Consider the following 12638-nt stretch of genomic DNA (forward strand, 5'->3'; position numbering starts at 1 on the left):
CGGCGCCAGTTGGAATCTCCGGAGGTCCCTCCCGATCTTCGAATGAGTCTTCGAATGGCGCCGCAGGGCTGTCAGGATTCAAGCGCCGGGCTCATTCGCCGTACGGGACTCATTGGGGGGAAGGTGGAGCGTGAGCGAGCCGCGGTCCGCACCGACGGTCGGCCAGGTCGTCCTCGGCCGGCGCCTGCTGGACCTGCGGGAACGCGCCGGGCTCAAGCGCGAGGAGGCCGCCAAGGTCCTGCGCGTCGCGCCCGCCACGGTCCGTCGTATGGAGATGGCCGAGGTCTCCCTCAAGATCCCGTACCTCCAGTTCCTCCTGAAGTCTTACGGCGTCTCCGACGAGGAGGCCGCGGCCTTCGTGCGGCTGGCCGAGGAGGCCAACAGACCCGGCTGGTGGCAGCGTTTCCACGACATCCTGCCGGGCTGGTTCTCGATGTACGTCAGCCTGGAGGGCGCCGCCGCGCTCATCCGGTCGTACGAGCCGCACTTCGTGCCCGGGCTGCTGCAGACCGAGGAGTACGCGCGCGGTGTGCTGCTGTCGGGCGCCATCGGCCAGACCGAGCCCGACGAGATCGAGCGCCATGTCGCGCTGCGCATGCAGCGCCAGGACCTGCTGACGCGTCCCGACGCGCCCCGCTTCTGGGCCGTCATGGACGAGACCGCCCTGCGCCGCCATGTCGGCGGCCCGGAGGTGATGCGTGCCCAGATCGACAAACTGCTCGACGCCACGAAGCTGCCCAACGTGACCCTGCAGGTCGCCCCGTTCTCCTCGGGGCCGCACCCGGGCACGTACGGGCCCTTCGTGCTGTTCCGATTTGCCATGCCGGAACTGCCGGACATGGTCTACAGCGAGTACCTGACCGGCGCCGTCTATCTGGACGCGCGCGAAGAGGTGGCGACCCATCTCGAGGTCATGGACCGCATGGCGGCGCAGGCCGCTACGGCACATCGCACGAAGGAGATCCTCAAGGATCTCCGCAAGGAGCTGTGAATGGATCGCATCAAGCCGCGTATGAGCGTCTACAACGGTATGCCCGCGCGGGACTTGGGAAGCGAAGGCTGGCACAAGCCGTGGAGCGGCGGCAACGGCGGCAACTGCCTGGAGGCGATGAAGCTCGCCGACGGCCGGATCGCCGTCCGCCAGTCCACCGACCCGGACGGGCCGGCACTTATCTACACCACCGACGAGATGACGGCCTTCATAGAGGGGGCGAAAGCGGGCGAGGCGGATTTCCTGCTGTCCTGACCCGACCTGCGACCCAGCTGTGCTGAATGCTTTTTCCTTACCGAACCTGCTTATTTTGGTACTGACTTGATCACCCGGTATCCCGAGATGTCTTATTTCAGAACCACGACAGCATGCGTCGCGGCGCGTCCACCAGCCGGCTGACGGCGACCACCGGGAACGGCGGTTGCTCCGGCCGGCCGGGGCCGAGGCTCAGCGCGTAGTAGATCTGCTCGATCGAGGGCGGTCCGACGGCGAGATTCCGCCGGACCGCCCTCGTCGGCGTCTTCTCTCCGGTCCGCACGAGATACGCCGCCGCCATCGTCCCGGTACGGCCCACCCCCGCCCCGCAGTGCACGAACACCGGCCCGCCCGCGGATCCCACGACCCTCAGAAATCGCTGTACCTGCACGGGAGCCGGCGTCTGCCCGTCCCGGATCGGCAGTCGTACGACGGTCAGCCCGGCCCTGCGCGGTTCGGCGAGCTGGGCCGCGGTCAGGTCCTCGGCGCGCAGATCGACGACGGGTGCCCGGCGGTGCCGGGGTCTCCTCGCGCGCCCAGTACGACAGCGCGAGGATGCCCAGTGCGCCGGTGGCCCACAGGGCGACGTAGCCGAGGACGATCGTGAGGAGAACCCTCATCGCGCGTCTCGGCAATCGGCGTGCGGGCAGAGCGAGTCGGGGCGAGGGCGGGACAATGGCAGCCATGGGTGACCCGGGCCGCCCGGGCGAGGTTGGCCGCCTTGGAACCGGCGAGCCCGGGCAGTGCGGCAGCGGGCTGATCGAGGGGGACTGCGGCGGCCGGGCGGTACGGCCCCTCGGCCCCCTGCGCTCCCGCCGCCTCGCGCGCGCCCTCTCCATGACGTTCGTCGAGCGTCGTTATCAACCCCCTCCAGGACCGACCGCCAACAGGGGGGACGCGCGGGGGTGGCCCCGCGCCTGACGGCGGAACGAAGGTTGGGGGCGGGCCGCGTCCGGCCCCACCCCGGGCCCGACGACAACTCGCCTCCTGCGCCAAGGATCCCACCGCCGTTGGGTTCCGCATCGGCCGGAAGGTGATTTCCGGCCCACCGCCGGTGGATTTCGTGAGCCGGGAGGAGACCGCGCCGGACGACTCGTACCGGCGCAGTACGCCCCGCCTCCTCCGCAGGTGGAGCCGGGCGGTAGGGCCGCTCATCCGGCAGCAGAGGAACCCCTCAGGCCGCCGGGCGGGAGCACCTCGCACAGTGCCTCCAGCGCGGCACCGAACTTGGCCTCCGAGGGCGTCGCGTACCCCACGACGAGACCGTCCTGAACTCCCGCCCCCGGCCCCGTGGCCGCCGCCTCCGGATGCCGGAACGCGGCCAGTCCGTCCAGCGCGACGCCCTGCCACGCGGCGGCCTTCAGCGCGGAGCGCTCCGTGCCGGGCGGCAGCCGCAGCACCGCGTGCAGGCCCGCGGAGACCCCGGTGACCTCGATGTGCGGGGCCCGAGCGGCGAGCGCCGCGACGAGGCGGTCACGGCGGCTCCGGTACCGCTGCCGCATCCGCCGCACATGACGGTCGTAGGACCCCGATGTGATGAAGTCGGCGAGGCTCAGCTGGTCGAGGACGCTCGCCCAGGCCTCGCGTTCGCCCTTGGCCGCGAGCACGCCCTCGACGTACCGCTCCGGCAGGACCAGCCAGCCCAGGCGCAGTGCGGGGGACAGGCTCTTGCTGACCGAGCCGAGGAGGATCACCCGCTCAGGGTCGAGGCCCTGGACGGCGCCGACGGGCTTGCGGTCGTAGCGGAACTCGCCGTCGTAGTCGTCCTCCAGGACCACCCCGCCACGCGCGCGTGCCCAGTCGATCACGGCGGCCCGGCGCTCGGCGTGGAGCGGGCCGCCGGTGGGGAACTGGTGCGCGGGCGTGAGCAGTACGGCCCGCTCCCTCGCCAACTCCCCGACGCGTGCGCCGTGTTCGTCGACCGGCAGTGGCACGGTCCGTACGCCGGCCGCCCGCAGCAGCTCCCGGTGGAAGCCGAGTCCGTACGCCTCCACCGCCAGCGGTCCGCCGCCACCCTGGCCGAACAGCAGCCGCAGCCCGTGCGCGAAGCCGGAGCAGATCACGATCCGGTCGGGTGCGGTGCGTACGCCACGCGCGCGTGCCAGGTATTCGGTGAGCGCCTCCCGCAACTCGACTCGGCCGGCCGGATCACCGGGCCCGAACACCTCGTCGGGCGCCCGCCGGAGCGCCCGTCGGTAGGACGCCAGCCATTCCGCGCGCGGGAACGCCGACGTGTCGGGAGTGCCCTGCCGCAGGTCGTGCCGGGGCGCACGCGCGCGTGGAGGTGCCGTAACCGGGCCGTTCCCGGCGTGTCGCGGCGGCTGCGCCCGTAGTGGCCGGGTTCTGTCGGCGACCCGGGTGCCCGAGCCCTGGCGCGCGGTCAGCCAGCCCTCCGCGACCAGTTCCGCGTACGCGTCCGCGACCGTGTTCCGGGCGACCCCGAGGTCGGCGGCGAGCGAGCGGTACGGCGGCATCCGGGTGCCGGGGGCGAGCCGCCCGCCGCGCACGGCCTCCCGCAGCGCGTCGATGAGGGCGGCCCGCCGGCCACCGCCGCCCGCCAGCTCCAGATGCAGATCGGCGCCGATCCGCTCCGCGGAATTGACCCACGATTTCGCCATGGAAATGCACTCTACAGGGGGTCTTTCCGGCTCGTAGATTTGTCGCATGACGACGCACCCGAACGCTCCTGTCAGCGCCACGGCGACCCGCCTGGACCTCGCCCGCTCCGCCCCGAAGGTCTTCCGCGCCCTCATCGGTTTCGACGCCGCCGCCCGTGAGGGCCTGGATCCGGCCCTGGTCGAGCTGATCCAGATCCGCGCCTCGCACCTCAACCACTGCGCGTACTGCCTCCACATGCACACGAACGACGCCCGCAAGGCCGGCGAGAGCGAGGACCGGCTGCACATGGTCGCGGTCTGGCGCGAGGCCCGGCACTTCTTCACCGAGCGCGAGCAGGCGGCCCTCGCCCTCACGGAGTCGGTGACCCTGGTGGCCGACGGCGGTGTCCCGGACGACGTCTACGCGCAGGCGGCCGCCCAGTTCGACGAGGAGGAACTGGCCCACGTCCTGTCCCTGATCCTCACGATCAACACCTGGAACCGGATGGCCCTGTCGACCGCGAAGGTGGCGGGCACGGACCAGCGACGCTGACGCGGCCCGTCACACAGTCATCGGCCGGTCGTACGGCCCGATCGGCGCCGGCAGCTGCGAACTCCCCGTCAGATAGCGGTCGACGGCCGCCGCCACCGCCCGCCCCTCCGCGATCGCCCACACGATCAGCGACTGGCCCCGAGCCGCGTCCCCCGCGACGAACACGCCCCGCGCGCTCGTCGCGAAGTCCGCGTCCCGGGTGATCGTGCCGCGCGGTGCCATCGCCAGCCGCAGCTGATCGATGAGCCCGTCCGCCCGGTCGGGCCCGGAGAACCCGAGCGCGAGCAGCACGAGATCGGCGGGCAGACTGCGCCCGGAACCGTCCAACGGGCGCCGCTCCGCGTCGACTTCGACCAGATGCAGCGACCGCACTCGCCCCTCGGCGTCCCCCTCGAAGCGGAGTGTCGACGCCGCGAACAACCGGGCGTCCGCGTCCGCCACGGGTGCCGTCCTCAGATCCCGCGCCTCCTCGTGCGCGGCCGACATCCGATAGATCTTCGGATACGTCGGCCAGGGCTCCGCGTCCTCGTCGCGCTCGGCGTCCGGCTGGGCGTAGATGTCCAACTGGGTGACGGACGCGGCCCCTTCACGCACCGCGGTGCCGAGACAGTCGGCCCCGGTGTCGCCGCCGCCGACGATGACGACATGCTTCCCGGCGGCGGACACCGGGGACTCGGCCAGGTCCCCCTCGCACACCCGGTTGGCCAGCGGCAGATACTCCATCGCCTGGTGGATTCCGGTCAACTCCCGCCCCGGCACGGCGAGTTCACGCCACGCGGTCGCTCCCGTGGCGATCACCACCGCGTCGTAGCGCGCCCGCAGTTCGGCCGCTCCGACATCCCGTCCGACCATCGTCGATGTACGGAACTTGGTGCCCTCGGCCCGCATCTGCTCCAGCCGCCGTTCCAGATGCCGCTTCTCCATCTTGAACTCGGGGATGCCGTACCGCATCAGCCCGCCGAGCCGGTCGTCCCGCTCGTACACGGCGACCGTGTGGCCGGCGCGCGTCAGCTGCTGTGCCGCGGCAAGGCCGGTGGGTCCGGAGCCGACCACCGCGACGGTCCGCCCGGACAACCGGTCCGGCGGTCTGGGTGGCGTGAAACCGTCGGTCCACGCGCGGTCGGCGATGGCCACCTCGACGTTCTTGATGGTGACCGCGGGCTGGTTGATGGCGAGCACGCAGCCGGCCTCGCACGGCGCCGGACACAACCGCCCGGTGAATTCGGGGAAGTTGTTGGTGGCGTGCAGCCGGTCGGCCGCCGCCCGCCAGTCCTCCCGGCTGACCAGATCGTTCCACTCGGGGATCAGATTGCCGAGCGGACAGGCGTCGTGGCAGAAGGGGACACCGCAGTCCATGCAGCGGTCGGCCTGCTTGCTCACGATCGGCAGCAGCGCGCCCGGGACATACACCTCGTCCCAGTCCCGCACCCGCTCGTCGACGGGCCTGCGGGGCCACTCCTCGCGCGGAGTGGTCATAAAACCCTTGGGATCGGCCATGGCGGTCTTCCTCGCGTCCGCATGCGACAGGCCGTGCGTCATCGAGCGGCACTCTTTCAGCCACGATAAGGCCCCCCGGCCGAGCGTGCAGAGTGGGCGAGACCGTTTTCTCAAGGGGGTTTGCGCAGGCTTGTGCCGCCCTTTCCCGGTGTTCCTCAGCGCGCGCTCAGTTGATCTTGGGACTTCGCTCAGGCGAGAGCCAGCATGTAGACCAGCGCGGCGGCGGCCGAGGTCACCGCGCGGACGTGATTCCACATCGTCCACTCGCGTACGTACGACGGCCAGTAAGCGGCTGCCTCCGGGGTCCCCGGGTCCAGTTTCAGCAGGGCGTCGTTGCGGGGCACGTTCGCGACGAGGGTCAGCCCGAACGACCCGAACAGATACAGCGCGCTGCCCAACAGCAACTCCACCGTCCCCTGGTCCGGCCACAGCACGAACGTCACCACGGCGATCACCGCGCACACCAGCGCCGAACCGGCGAACAGCAGCATGAACGCGGGAGTCATCGCCGCCCTGTTGATCGAGTTCATCGCGGCGACACCCTGCGCGGGCGGCAGCTCGGCCAGCCCCCGCACGACCAGCACGGAGAAGGCACAGAACACACCGGCCATCACCCCGGTCGCGAGCACCCCCAGAACCGTCAGCGCGAAATACGGTTCACCGATCATGCCGACACCAACTCCCGCCCGTAGAGCCGAGATCCTGCCCACCACCAACCATCACGACAAGTCGAACCCATCCCCGCCCGCGCAACCATGGCCGAGAACCGCCGGGCCATACGCGTGCGTCCAGAACGCCGCCCGCCCGCCAACACCGGTGGACAGCGGCCGACACCGGCGGACGTCATGCGGAGACATCCCGCCAGCGCCGCAGCACCTGCTCCACCCCCGCCGTGATCCGCCGTCGTGCCTCGTGTCTCGGCACCCCGCTCATCAGCAACTGGTCGTACGGCGTGTCCACATGCCGTACGGACGCCACCACCGCCGAGACCACCGCGCCCTCGGACAACGCCCGGCCCGCCGCGCTCCGCCCCACCCGCCCGCTGCCCCGCAGCGAGGCGTGCGCGGCGATCGTCCGGGCCCGCTCCTCCGGGCAGCCCGGGAACAGCCGCCGTATCTCCGCCGCGAACGCCTCCGTGAAGCGCACGTCCTCCATGGCCCGCCGCCCCGCGTCCCGCACCCGGCGCCGCCGCCGTGCCTCGGCGTCCGCGAGGCACCGTTCCTCGGCCCGGGCGAGCCCCGCCTCCTCGACGAGGACGCCCTGCCGCTCGTACCGGCCCCGGCGCCGGTCGAACCGCACGACCACCGCCGACAGCGCGCTCTCCTCCCGCGCCCTGCGCGTCAGCGCCGTGTCGCCGCGCGGCAGGAACACCAGATGCCCGAGGTCGGCACAGTCGAGACACCGCGGCACCCCGCCCTCGAGGACCAGCAGCGCCAACGGCCCTCGACGACACCCCGCACAGTGCCGTTTCCTGAGCGGCTGGACGACCACGAGTCCACTGCCGACCACAAGTCCGTTGCGGACCGGGGGAGTCGAGAGCGATGCCATACGAGATCCATTCCCTGCCACCGACCACCTCTCTCCTGTCTTCTTTTACCTGTCTTCTACATCCGCCGCACATGCGCCTCGCGCGGAACGAACACCGACACACGCGTCCGGTGCCGGCTCGGCGTCCCGACCTCGTCGAGCACCGCCACGGCCAGATCCGCGTACGACAGCCCGGGCGCACCCTCCGGCACCCGCTCGTCGCCGAACCGGTGGCGCCCGGTGCGCGGGGCGTCCTGGTCCAGCCCGCCGCCCGGCGGGAGCATCAGCCAGTCGACCGGGCCCTCGCCCGACTCCCGCAGGCGCCGCAGGCCCGCCGTGTGGGCCAGCGCGAACGGCCGGATCTCCGGCGGAAACGCCGCGGGGTCGTCCATCACCGGGCGCCCGTCCGCCCCGAGGAGGTTCGCGAACAGCCCGACCGCGACCAGCCGCCGCACCCCCGCCGAGGCCAGCCCCGCCAGCAGCGCGTCCGCCGCCTTGACGAAGAAGTCGGGATCGAGCGACGCGAACCCCTGCTCGGGCCCGCTGAACGGCGACACCGCGTGCACGGCGCCCACCGCCCCGCCCGCGACCTCCCGCACCGACCCGGCATCGGTCACATCACCCCGTACGACCGAGACGCCCTCCGTGGCGAGTTCCGCGTACCGCTCCGGATCCCGCACCACGGCCGTCACCCCGTACCCACGCCCGAGCGCCTCGGCCGTCATCGCCCGTCCCGCCCGGCCCCCGGCCCCGAAGACGACGATCCCGTCCATGCCCAACCCCCTTGCCCGGCAGCGCCCTTCGCCGCCCGACCTGGACGTTAGGGACCGGAGGCCCGGTTACTTCAACGGTATCGGCGCTAGCCTCGACGGATGACCGAAGCGACGGACGCCGCCGTGCGGCGGGATTCGCAGGATCCGCTGGACCCCGACATGTTCGACCCCGTCTGCCCCTCCTCCGTGATGCCCTTCCGGGTCGGTGACAAGTGGACCGGTATGGTCGTTCGCTGTCTCGAAGGCGGCCCGCGCCGGTTCACCGAACTCCAGGTGCCACTCAGGGCCGTCACCCCCAAGGTCCTCAGCGAGACCCTGCGTGCCATGCGGCGCGACGGCCTGCTGACCAGGACCGCGTACGACGAGAACCCACCGCGTGTCGAATACGCCCTCACCCCTCTCGGCCGCAGCCTCATTCCCCTCCTCGACGCCGCGCGCGCCTGGAGCGAGACCCATCTCCCGCACTTGCTCGCCGCCCGCCGGAGCCACTCGCGCGACACCTCCTGACCGAGGCCTGACGCATCATGGGCCCTGTGCGACTGGAAGCGATCACCTGGGACCGGCTCGGCGACCTCCTCGCCGAGCGCCTGCTCGACCTGAAGCCGGCCGACGGCGGCCCCTGGCCGCGCATCGCCTTCGACGGCGCCCCGGCGGCCCGTCCGGGCGACCTCGCCGAGCGCGTCTCGGAGGCGCTGCGCGTCCGCGGCCGTTCCTCGCTCGTCGTCGGCACGCAGGGCTTCCTGCGCCCCGCCTCGCTGCGCCTGGAGTACGGGCACCAGGACACCGACGCCTACTACGACGGCTGGTTCGACACCCGGGCCCTGTGGCGCGAGGTCTTCGGGCCACTCGAACCGGACGGCGACGGCCGCGTCCTGCCCGACCTGTGGGACCCGGCCGCCGACCGCGCCACCCGCAGCCCCTACGTCCAACTCCCGCGCGGCGCCCTTCTGTTGCTGCACGGCCCCCTCCTTCTGCGGCACTGGTTCCCCTTCGACCTGACCCTCCACGTCCTCCTCTCGCCGGGCGCCCTGCGCCGCCGTACCCCCGAGACCGAGCACTGGACCCTGCCCGCCTTCGAGCGCTACGAGGACGAGACCGACCCGGCCGGCACGGCGGACGTCCTGGTGCGTGCCGACGATCCACGTCACCCGGCGTGGGGCGGGTTGCCCAAGAGTTGAGCGACCCGAGCCAAGGGCTGTTATATGCGTGTGCATTTAGTTAGGGTGTCGGTATGCCGATCTTCGACGAGTCCGTCCGCGCCCTGCTCGACGGCAAGAACTTCGCCAGCGTCGCCACTCTCCGCCCCGACGGCGCCCCGCAGACCTCGGTGGTCTGGGTCAAGCGCGAGGGTGACACCGTCGTCTTCTCCTCCCTCCAGGACCGCCAGAAGGTGCGCAACCTCCGCCACGATCCCCGCGTCAGCCTGTCGGTGTTCGACCTCGCCAACCCCTATGCCTCGGTCGAGATCCGCGGCACCGCCGAGATCCTCCCCGACCCGGACAAGCAGCTCCCGTACGAGCTCTCGCACAAGTACCTCGGCATCGACCCGCCCGGCGAACGGGACGACCAGGTGCGGGTGATCGTCCGCGTCGTGCCGCAGAAGATCGTGGGCTTCCAGGTCTGAGCGCCGTCCCGGATTCCCGGTCGGTGCCCCGGAAGTCCCGACCGTCCGGGTGCGTTCGCCCCGCCGCGCGGCGAGAATGTAGGGCGCCGGGACTAGCGGAACGTTCTGTGCCGCGCCGGCCGTCCGGCACCGGGAGGTACTTCATGACCACCGCCGGAGACATCATGCACAGGGGCGCCCAGTGGATCCCCGCCCATGAAACCCTGGACCGCGCCGCCCAGCTGATGCGCGAACTGGGCGTCGGAGCCCTGCCCATCAGCGACGAGAACGAACGGCTCTGCGGCATCCTCACCGACCGGGACATCGTCGTCGGCTGTGTGGCCATGGGCCACGATCCGGCGAAGATCACCGCGGGCGAGATGGCCCAGGGCACGCCCCGCTGGATCGACGCCGGCGCCGATGTCGGCGAGGTGCTCCAGGAGATGCAGGGACACCAGATCCGCCGGCTTCCCGTCATCGAGAACAAACGCCTCGTCGGCATGATCAGCGAGGCCGACCTCGCCCAGCATCTGACGGAGGACCAGCTCGCCACCTGGGTCGAGAGCGTCTACGCCCGAAGCGCCATGAGCTGAACCTCCGGACGGTTGTGCTCTGGGCCGCCGGACGGTTAACGCCGGAGGGTTCAGAGCCAGCCGTTGCGCCGGAAGCCCCGGTACAGCGCCAGACAGGCCACGGATATCACGCCGAGGACCAGCGGATAGCCGAACCGCCAGTGCAGCTCCGGCATGTGGTCGAAGTTCATGCCGTACACACCGCACACCATCGTCGGCACGGCGATCACCGCGGCCCAGGCCGTGATCTTCCGCATGTCCTCGTTCTGCGCGACCGTCACCTGGGCGAGGTGCGCCTGCAGAATCGAGTTGAGCAGTTCGTCGAAGGACGCGATCTGCTCCTTCGCCCGCAGCAGATGGTCGGAGACATCGCGGAAGTAGGCCTGTATCTCCGGTCCGACCACCCGCATCGGCCGTGTGGACAGCGCCTCCAGCGGGCCGCTGAGGGGGACCACCGCCCGCTTCAACTCCAGCAGCTCACGCTTGAGTTGGTAGATACGGCCCGGGTCCGCCCGCGCGCCGTTCTCCGCGAACACGTCCGTCTCCACCTGGTCGATGTCCGCCTGCACCGAGTCCGTGACGCTCAGATAGTCGTCGACCACGTGGTCCGCGATCGCGTGCAGCACCGCGGCCGGCCCCTTGGCGAGCTGCCGGGGGTTCGACTCCAACTCCTCGCGCAGCGGCCCCAGCGAGCCGTGCCGTCCGTGCCGCACGGTGATGACGAACTCGGCGCCGACGAACACCATGATCTCGCCGGTGTCCACGACCTCGCTCGTCGCCGTCAGCTTCTCGTGCTCGACGTAGCAGACCGTCTTGAACACCGCGAACAGCGTCTCGCCGTAGCGCTCCACCTTCGGGCGCTGATGGGCCTCGATCGCGTCCTCGACCGCCAGCGGGTGCAGGTCGAAGAGCTCGGCGATGCCCGCGAACTCCTCGTTCGTCGGCTCGTGCAGACCGAGCCAGACGAACCCGTCGTCCTTCTTGCGCACCCGCTCGACGGCGTCCACCAGATCGCCGCCGACCGGGACCCGGACGCCGTCCTGATACGTGACGCACTTCACCACCGAGGAGCCCAGGGGTGACCGGGCGTGGTGGCTCAGGTCGACCCGCGGGCGCCGTCGCGCCAGCCGCGCCACCTTGCGGAGGCCGCCGACCCTGCCGAGGCCCGTGACCTTCCGAAGATTCCCTGCCATGGACATCCGGATCTCCTTGCGTGGATCCCCTCGCATCGCATTTCTGCGCCTGGCGTGCCAGTTTGCCAGGCCGACGTGAGCGGCGGGTAAGCCTGTGGGAACGGAATCCTCCGCTTTGTTCCCGCCTGTGGACGAAGCCGTGCGTGCGCCTTGTTCCCCGCTGTGGACGAAGCCGTGCGGGAGCGGGCGCACGGCCGTGGCAAGGGCGTTCCGAACCGGAGCGTCGCCCCCTCCCGAGAAGCGGAGCAACTGGGATGATCACGGCATGACGCGATCCGACGGGTATCTCCTCGACAACCGGCAGTCCGAGGCGGGGCAGCGCTTCGACGCCTTCGCCACGCTCTTCGACCCCACGACGTTCCGTCACCTGGAGGGGTCCGGCGTCGGATTCGGTTGGCGCGTCTGGGAGGTCGGCGTCGGCGGTACGTCGGTGGTGTCCTGGCTGGCCAAGAAGGTCGGACCGACCGGGAAGGTCCTCGCGACCGACATCGACACCTCCCAGGTCGCCTCGGTGGCCCGCCCGCCGATCGAGGTGCGCGTCCACGACGTCGGCGCCGAGGAGCCGCCGGGGGAGGGCTTCGACCTCGTGCACGCCCGACTGGTCCTCGTCCATGTCCCGGACCGGGAACGGGCGTTGCGCTCGATGATCAAGTCCCTGCGCCCCGGCGGACGCCTCCTGATCGAGGACGCCGACCCCGCCCTCCAGCCCCTGCTCTGCCCAGACGAACACGGCCCCGAGCAGCAACTAGCGAACCGTCTCCGCAACGGCTTCCGCACCCTCCTCGGCGACCGCGGCGCCGACCTCTCCTACGGCCGGAAACTCCCGCGCCTGCTCCGCGAGGCCGGTCTGCGCCGGGTGGAGGCCGACGCGTACTTCCCGGTCACCTCACCGGCCTGCGCCGCCCTGGAATCCGCCACGGTCCGCCAGATCCGCGGCCAACTCGTCAACGCCGGCCTTGCCACTGACGAGGACATCGACCGCCACCTGGCCAACGTCGCCTCCGGCACGATGGATCTGGCGACGGCACCGATGATCTCGGCTTGGGGGCGGAAGGGGTAGGCGGGGAGAGGGAGTTG

At 71.3% G+C, this 12638-nt stretch carries 16 protein-coding genes; 9 read left to right on the plus strand and 7 right to left on the minus strand.

From position 1 onward, the window contains the following. Window positions 1-130 precede the first annotated feature (130 nt). Together OH768_RS39115 and OH768_RS39120 are read left to right on the plus strand one after the other, a co-directional pair. Complete coding sequence (locus OH768_RS39115) at window positions 131-991, plus strand: helix-turn-helix domain-containing protein (protein WP_406460941.1); 861 nt, start codon at window positions 131-133, stop codon at window positions 989-991. Then, complete coding sequence (locus OH768_RS39120; RefSeq protein ID WP_019060458.1) at window positions 992-1246, plus strand: DUF397 domain-containing protein; 255 nt, start codon at window positions 992-994, stop codon at window positions 1244-1246. Window positions 1247-1343: 97 nt separating this feature from the next. Here OH768_RS39120 and OH768_RS39125 read toward each other — a convergent pair whose 3' ends face one another. Continuing rightward, window positions 1344-1739 (minus strand): fused DSP-PTPase phosphatase/NAD kinase-like protein, encoded by a 396-nt coding sequence (locus tag OH768_RS39125; RefSeq protein WP_406465634.1) that lies wholly within the window; start codon window positions 1737-1739, stop codon window positions 1344-1346. 191 nt (window positions 1740-1930) lie between these two features. Between OH768_RS39125 and OH768_RS39130 the strand changes: the two genes are divergently transcribed. After that, entirely contained in the window at window positions 1931-2167 is a 237-nt protein-coding gene (locus OH768_RS39130) for a hypothetical protein (RefSeq protein ID WP_406460942.1), read from the plus strand. A gap of 230 nt (window positions 2168-2397) precedes the next feature. On the opposite strand, the gene OH768_RS39135 is transcribed toward OH768_RS39130, so the two are convergent. Continuing rightward, a complete protein-coding gene (locus OH768_RS39135) occupies window positions 2398-3864 on the minus strand; it encodes a PLP-dependent aminotransferase family protein (RefSeq protein ID WP_406460944.1) in 1467 nt (488 codons plus the stop codon). A 46-nt stretch (window positions 3865-3910) separates the two neighbouring features. On the opposite strand from OH768_RS39135, the gene OH768_RS39140 reads away from it, so the two are divergent. Further along, window positions 3911-4396: a carboxymuconolactone decarboxylase family protein gene (locus OH768_RS39140; RefSeq protein ID WP_406460945.1), complete on the plus strand. Its 486-nt coding sequence runs from the start codon at window positions 3911-3913 to the stop codon at window positions 4394-4396. 9 nt (window positions 4397-4405) lie between these two features. Here the strand turns inward: OH768_RS39140 and OH768_RS39145 are convergent, their stop codons facing one another. The 4 genes from OH768_RS39145 to OH768_RS39160 all read right to left on the minus strand — a co-directional run bounded on the left by OH768_RS39145 (window position 4406) and on the right by OH768_RS39160 (window position 8193). Continuing rightward, window positions 4406-5893 carry a glutamate synthase subunit beta gene (locus OH768_RS39145; RefSeq protein WP_406460947.1) on the minus strand — a complete coding sequence of 496 codons (1488 nt, stop codon included), beginning with the start codon at window positions 5891-5893 and terminating at the stop codon, window positions 4406-4408. A 188-nt stretch (window positions 5894-6081) separates the two neighbouring features. Then, a complete protein-coding gene (locus tag OH768_RS39150) occupies window positions 6082-6561 on the minus strand; it encodes a DUF1772 domain-containing protein (RefSeq protein WP_406460949.1) in 480 nt (159 codons plus the stop codon). 175 nt (window positions 6562-6736) lie between these two features. After that, complete coding sequence (locus tag OH768_RS39155) at window positions 6737-7441, minus strand: DUF2293 domain-containing protein (RefSeq protein ID WP_406460951.1); 705 nt, start codon at window positions 7439-7441, stop codon at window positions 6737-6739. A gap of 56 nt (window positions 7442-7497) precedes the next feature. Then, window positions 7498-8193, minus strand: a complete 696-nt coding sequence (locus tag OH768_RS39160) for an NAD(P)-dependent oxidoreductase (protein WP_406460953.1) — start codon at window positions 8191-8193, stop codon at window positions 7498-7500. Window positions 8194-8292: 99 nt separating this feature from the next. On the opposite strand from OH768_RS39160, the gene OH768_RS39165 reads away from it, so the two are divergent. The 4 genes from OH768_RS39165 to OH768_RS39180 all read left to right on the plus strand — a co-directional run bounded on the left by OH768_RS39165 (window position 8293) and on the right by OH768_RS39180 (window position 10389). After that, window positions 8293-8700, plus strand: a complete 408-nt coding sequence (locus OH768_RS39165; RefSeq protein WP_406460955.1) for a winged helix-turn-helix transcriptional regulator — start codon at window positions 8293-8295, stop codon at window positions 8698-8700. A gap of 17 nt (window positions 8701-8717) precedes the next feature. Next, window positions 8718-9371: a uridine kinase gene (locus OH768_RS39170; protein WP_406460957.1), complete on the plus strand. Its 654-nt coding sequence runs from the start codon at window positions 8718-8720 to the stop codon at window positions 9369-9371. Between the two features lie 53 nt (window positions 9372-9424). After that, the gene (locus tag OH768_RS39175) at window positions 9425-9817 is read left to right on the plus strand and encodes a PPOX class F420-dependent oxidoreductase (protein WP_406460959.1); all 393 of its coding nucleotides are present in this window, start codon (window positions 9425-9427) and stop codon (window positions 9815-9817) included. 143 nt (window positions 9818-9960) lie between these two features. Beyond that, window positions 9961-10389, plus strand: a complete 429-nt coding sequence (locus OH768_RS39180; RefSeq protein WP_406460961.1) for a CBS domain-containing protein — start codon at window positions 9961-9963, stop codon at window positions 10387-10389. Window positions 10390-10439: 50 nt separating this feature from the next. On the opposite strand, the gene OH768_RS39185 is transcribed toward OH768_RS39180, so the two are convergent. Further along, window positions 10440-11567 (minus strand): magnesium and cobalt transport protein CorA, encoded by a 1128-nt coding sequence (locus OH768_RS39185; protein WP_093625477.1) that lies wholly within the window; start codon window positions 11565-11567, stop codon window positions 10440-10442. A gap of 259 nt (window positions 11568-11826) precedes the next feature. Between OH768_RS39185 and OH768_RS39190 the strand changes: the two genes are divergently transcribed. Then, window positions 11827-12621 (plus strand): methyltransferase domain-containing protein, encoded by a 795-nt coding sequence (locus OH768_RS39190; protein ID WP_406460965.1) that lies wholly within the window; start codon window positions 11827-11829, stop codon window positions 12619-12621. Window positions 12622-12638 lie beyond the last annotated feature (17 nt).

Source organism: Streptomyces sp. NBC_01622, from assembly GCF_045209635.1.
GTDB lineage: Bacteria > Actinomycetota > Actinomycetes > Streptomycetales > Streptomycetaceae > Streptomyces.

What these genes read in the sequence shown, in the direction of transcription:
- OH768_RS39185 (WP_093625477.1), bottom strand. Translation starts at nt 11,567, where the DNA reads ATGTCCATGGCAGGGAATCTTCGGAAGGTCACGGGCCTCGGCAGGGTC.
- OH768_RS39145 (WP_406460947.1), bottom strand. Translation starts at nt 5,893, where the DNA reads ATGGCCGATCCCAAGGGTTTTATGACCACTCCGCGCGAGGAGTGGCCC.
- OH768_RS39130 (WP_406460942.1), top strand. Translation starts at nt 1,931, where the DNA reads ATGGGTGACCCGGGCCGCCCGGGCGAGGTTGGCCGCCTTGGAACCGGC.
- OH768_RS39155 (WP_406460951.1), bottom strand. Translation starts at nt 7,441, where the DNA reads ATGGCATCGCTCTCGACTCCCCCGGTCCGCAACGGACTTGTGGTCGGC.
- OH768_RS39140 (WP_406460945.1), top strand. Translation starts at nt 3,911, where the DNA reads ATGACGACGCACCCGAACGCTCCTGTCAGCGCCACGGCGACCCGCCTG.
- OH768_RS39180 (WP_406460961.1), top strand. Translation starts at nt 9,961, where the DNA reads ATGACCACCGCCGGAGACATCATGCACAGGGGCGCCCAGTGGATCCCC.
- OH768_RS39175 (WP_406460959.1), top strand. Translation starts at nt 9,425, where the DNA reads ATGCCGATCTTCGACGAGTCCGTCCGCGCCCTGCTCGACGGCAAGAAC.
- OH768_RS39165 (WP_406460955.1), top strand. Translation starts at nt 8,293, where the DNA reads ATGACCGAAGCGACGGACGCCGCCGTGCGGCGGGATTCGCAGGATCCG.
- OH768_RS39135 (WP_406460944.1), bottom strand. Translation starts at nt 3,864, where the DNA reads ATGGCGAAATCGTGGGTCAATTCCGCGGAGCGGATCGGCGCCGATCTG.
- OH768_RS39170 (WP_406460957.1), top strand. Translation starts at nt 8,718, where the DNA reads ATGGGCCCTGTGCGACTGGAAGCGATCACCTGGGACCGGCTCGGCGAC.
- OH768_RS39120 (WP_019060458.1), top strand. Translation starts at nt 992, where the DNA reads ATGGATCGCATCAAGCCGCGTATGAGCGTCTACAACGGTATGCCCGCG.
- OH768_RS39150 (WP_406460949.1), bottom strand. Translation starts at nt 6,561, where the DNA reads ATGATCGGTGAACCGTATTTCGCGCTGACGGTTCTGGGGGTGCTCGCG.
- OH768_RS39190 (WP_406460965.1), top strand. Translation starts at nt 11,827, where the DNA reads ATGACGCGATCCGACGGGTATCTCCTCGACAACCGGCAGTCCGAGGCG.
- OH768_RS39160 (WP_406460953.1), bottom strand. Translation starts at nt 8,193, where the DNA reads ATGGACGGGATCGTCGTCTTCGGGGCCGGGGGCCGGGCGGGACGGGCG.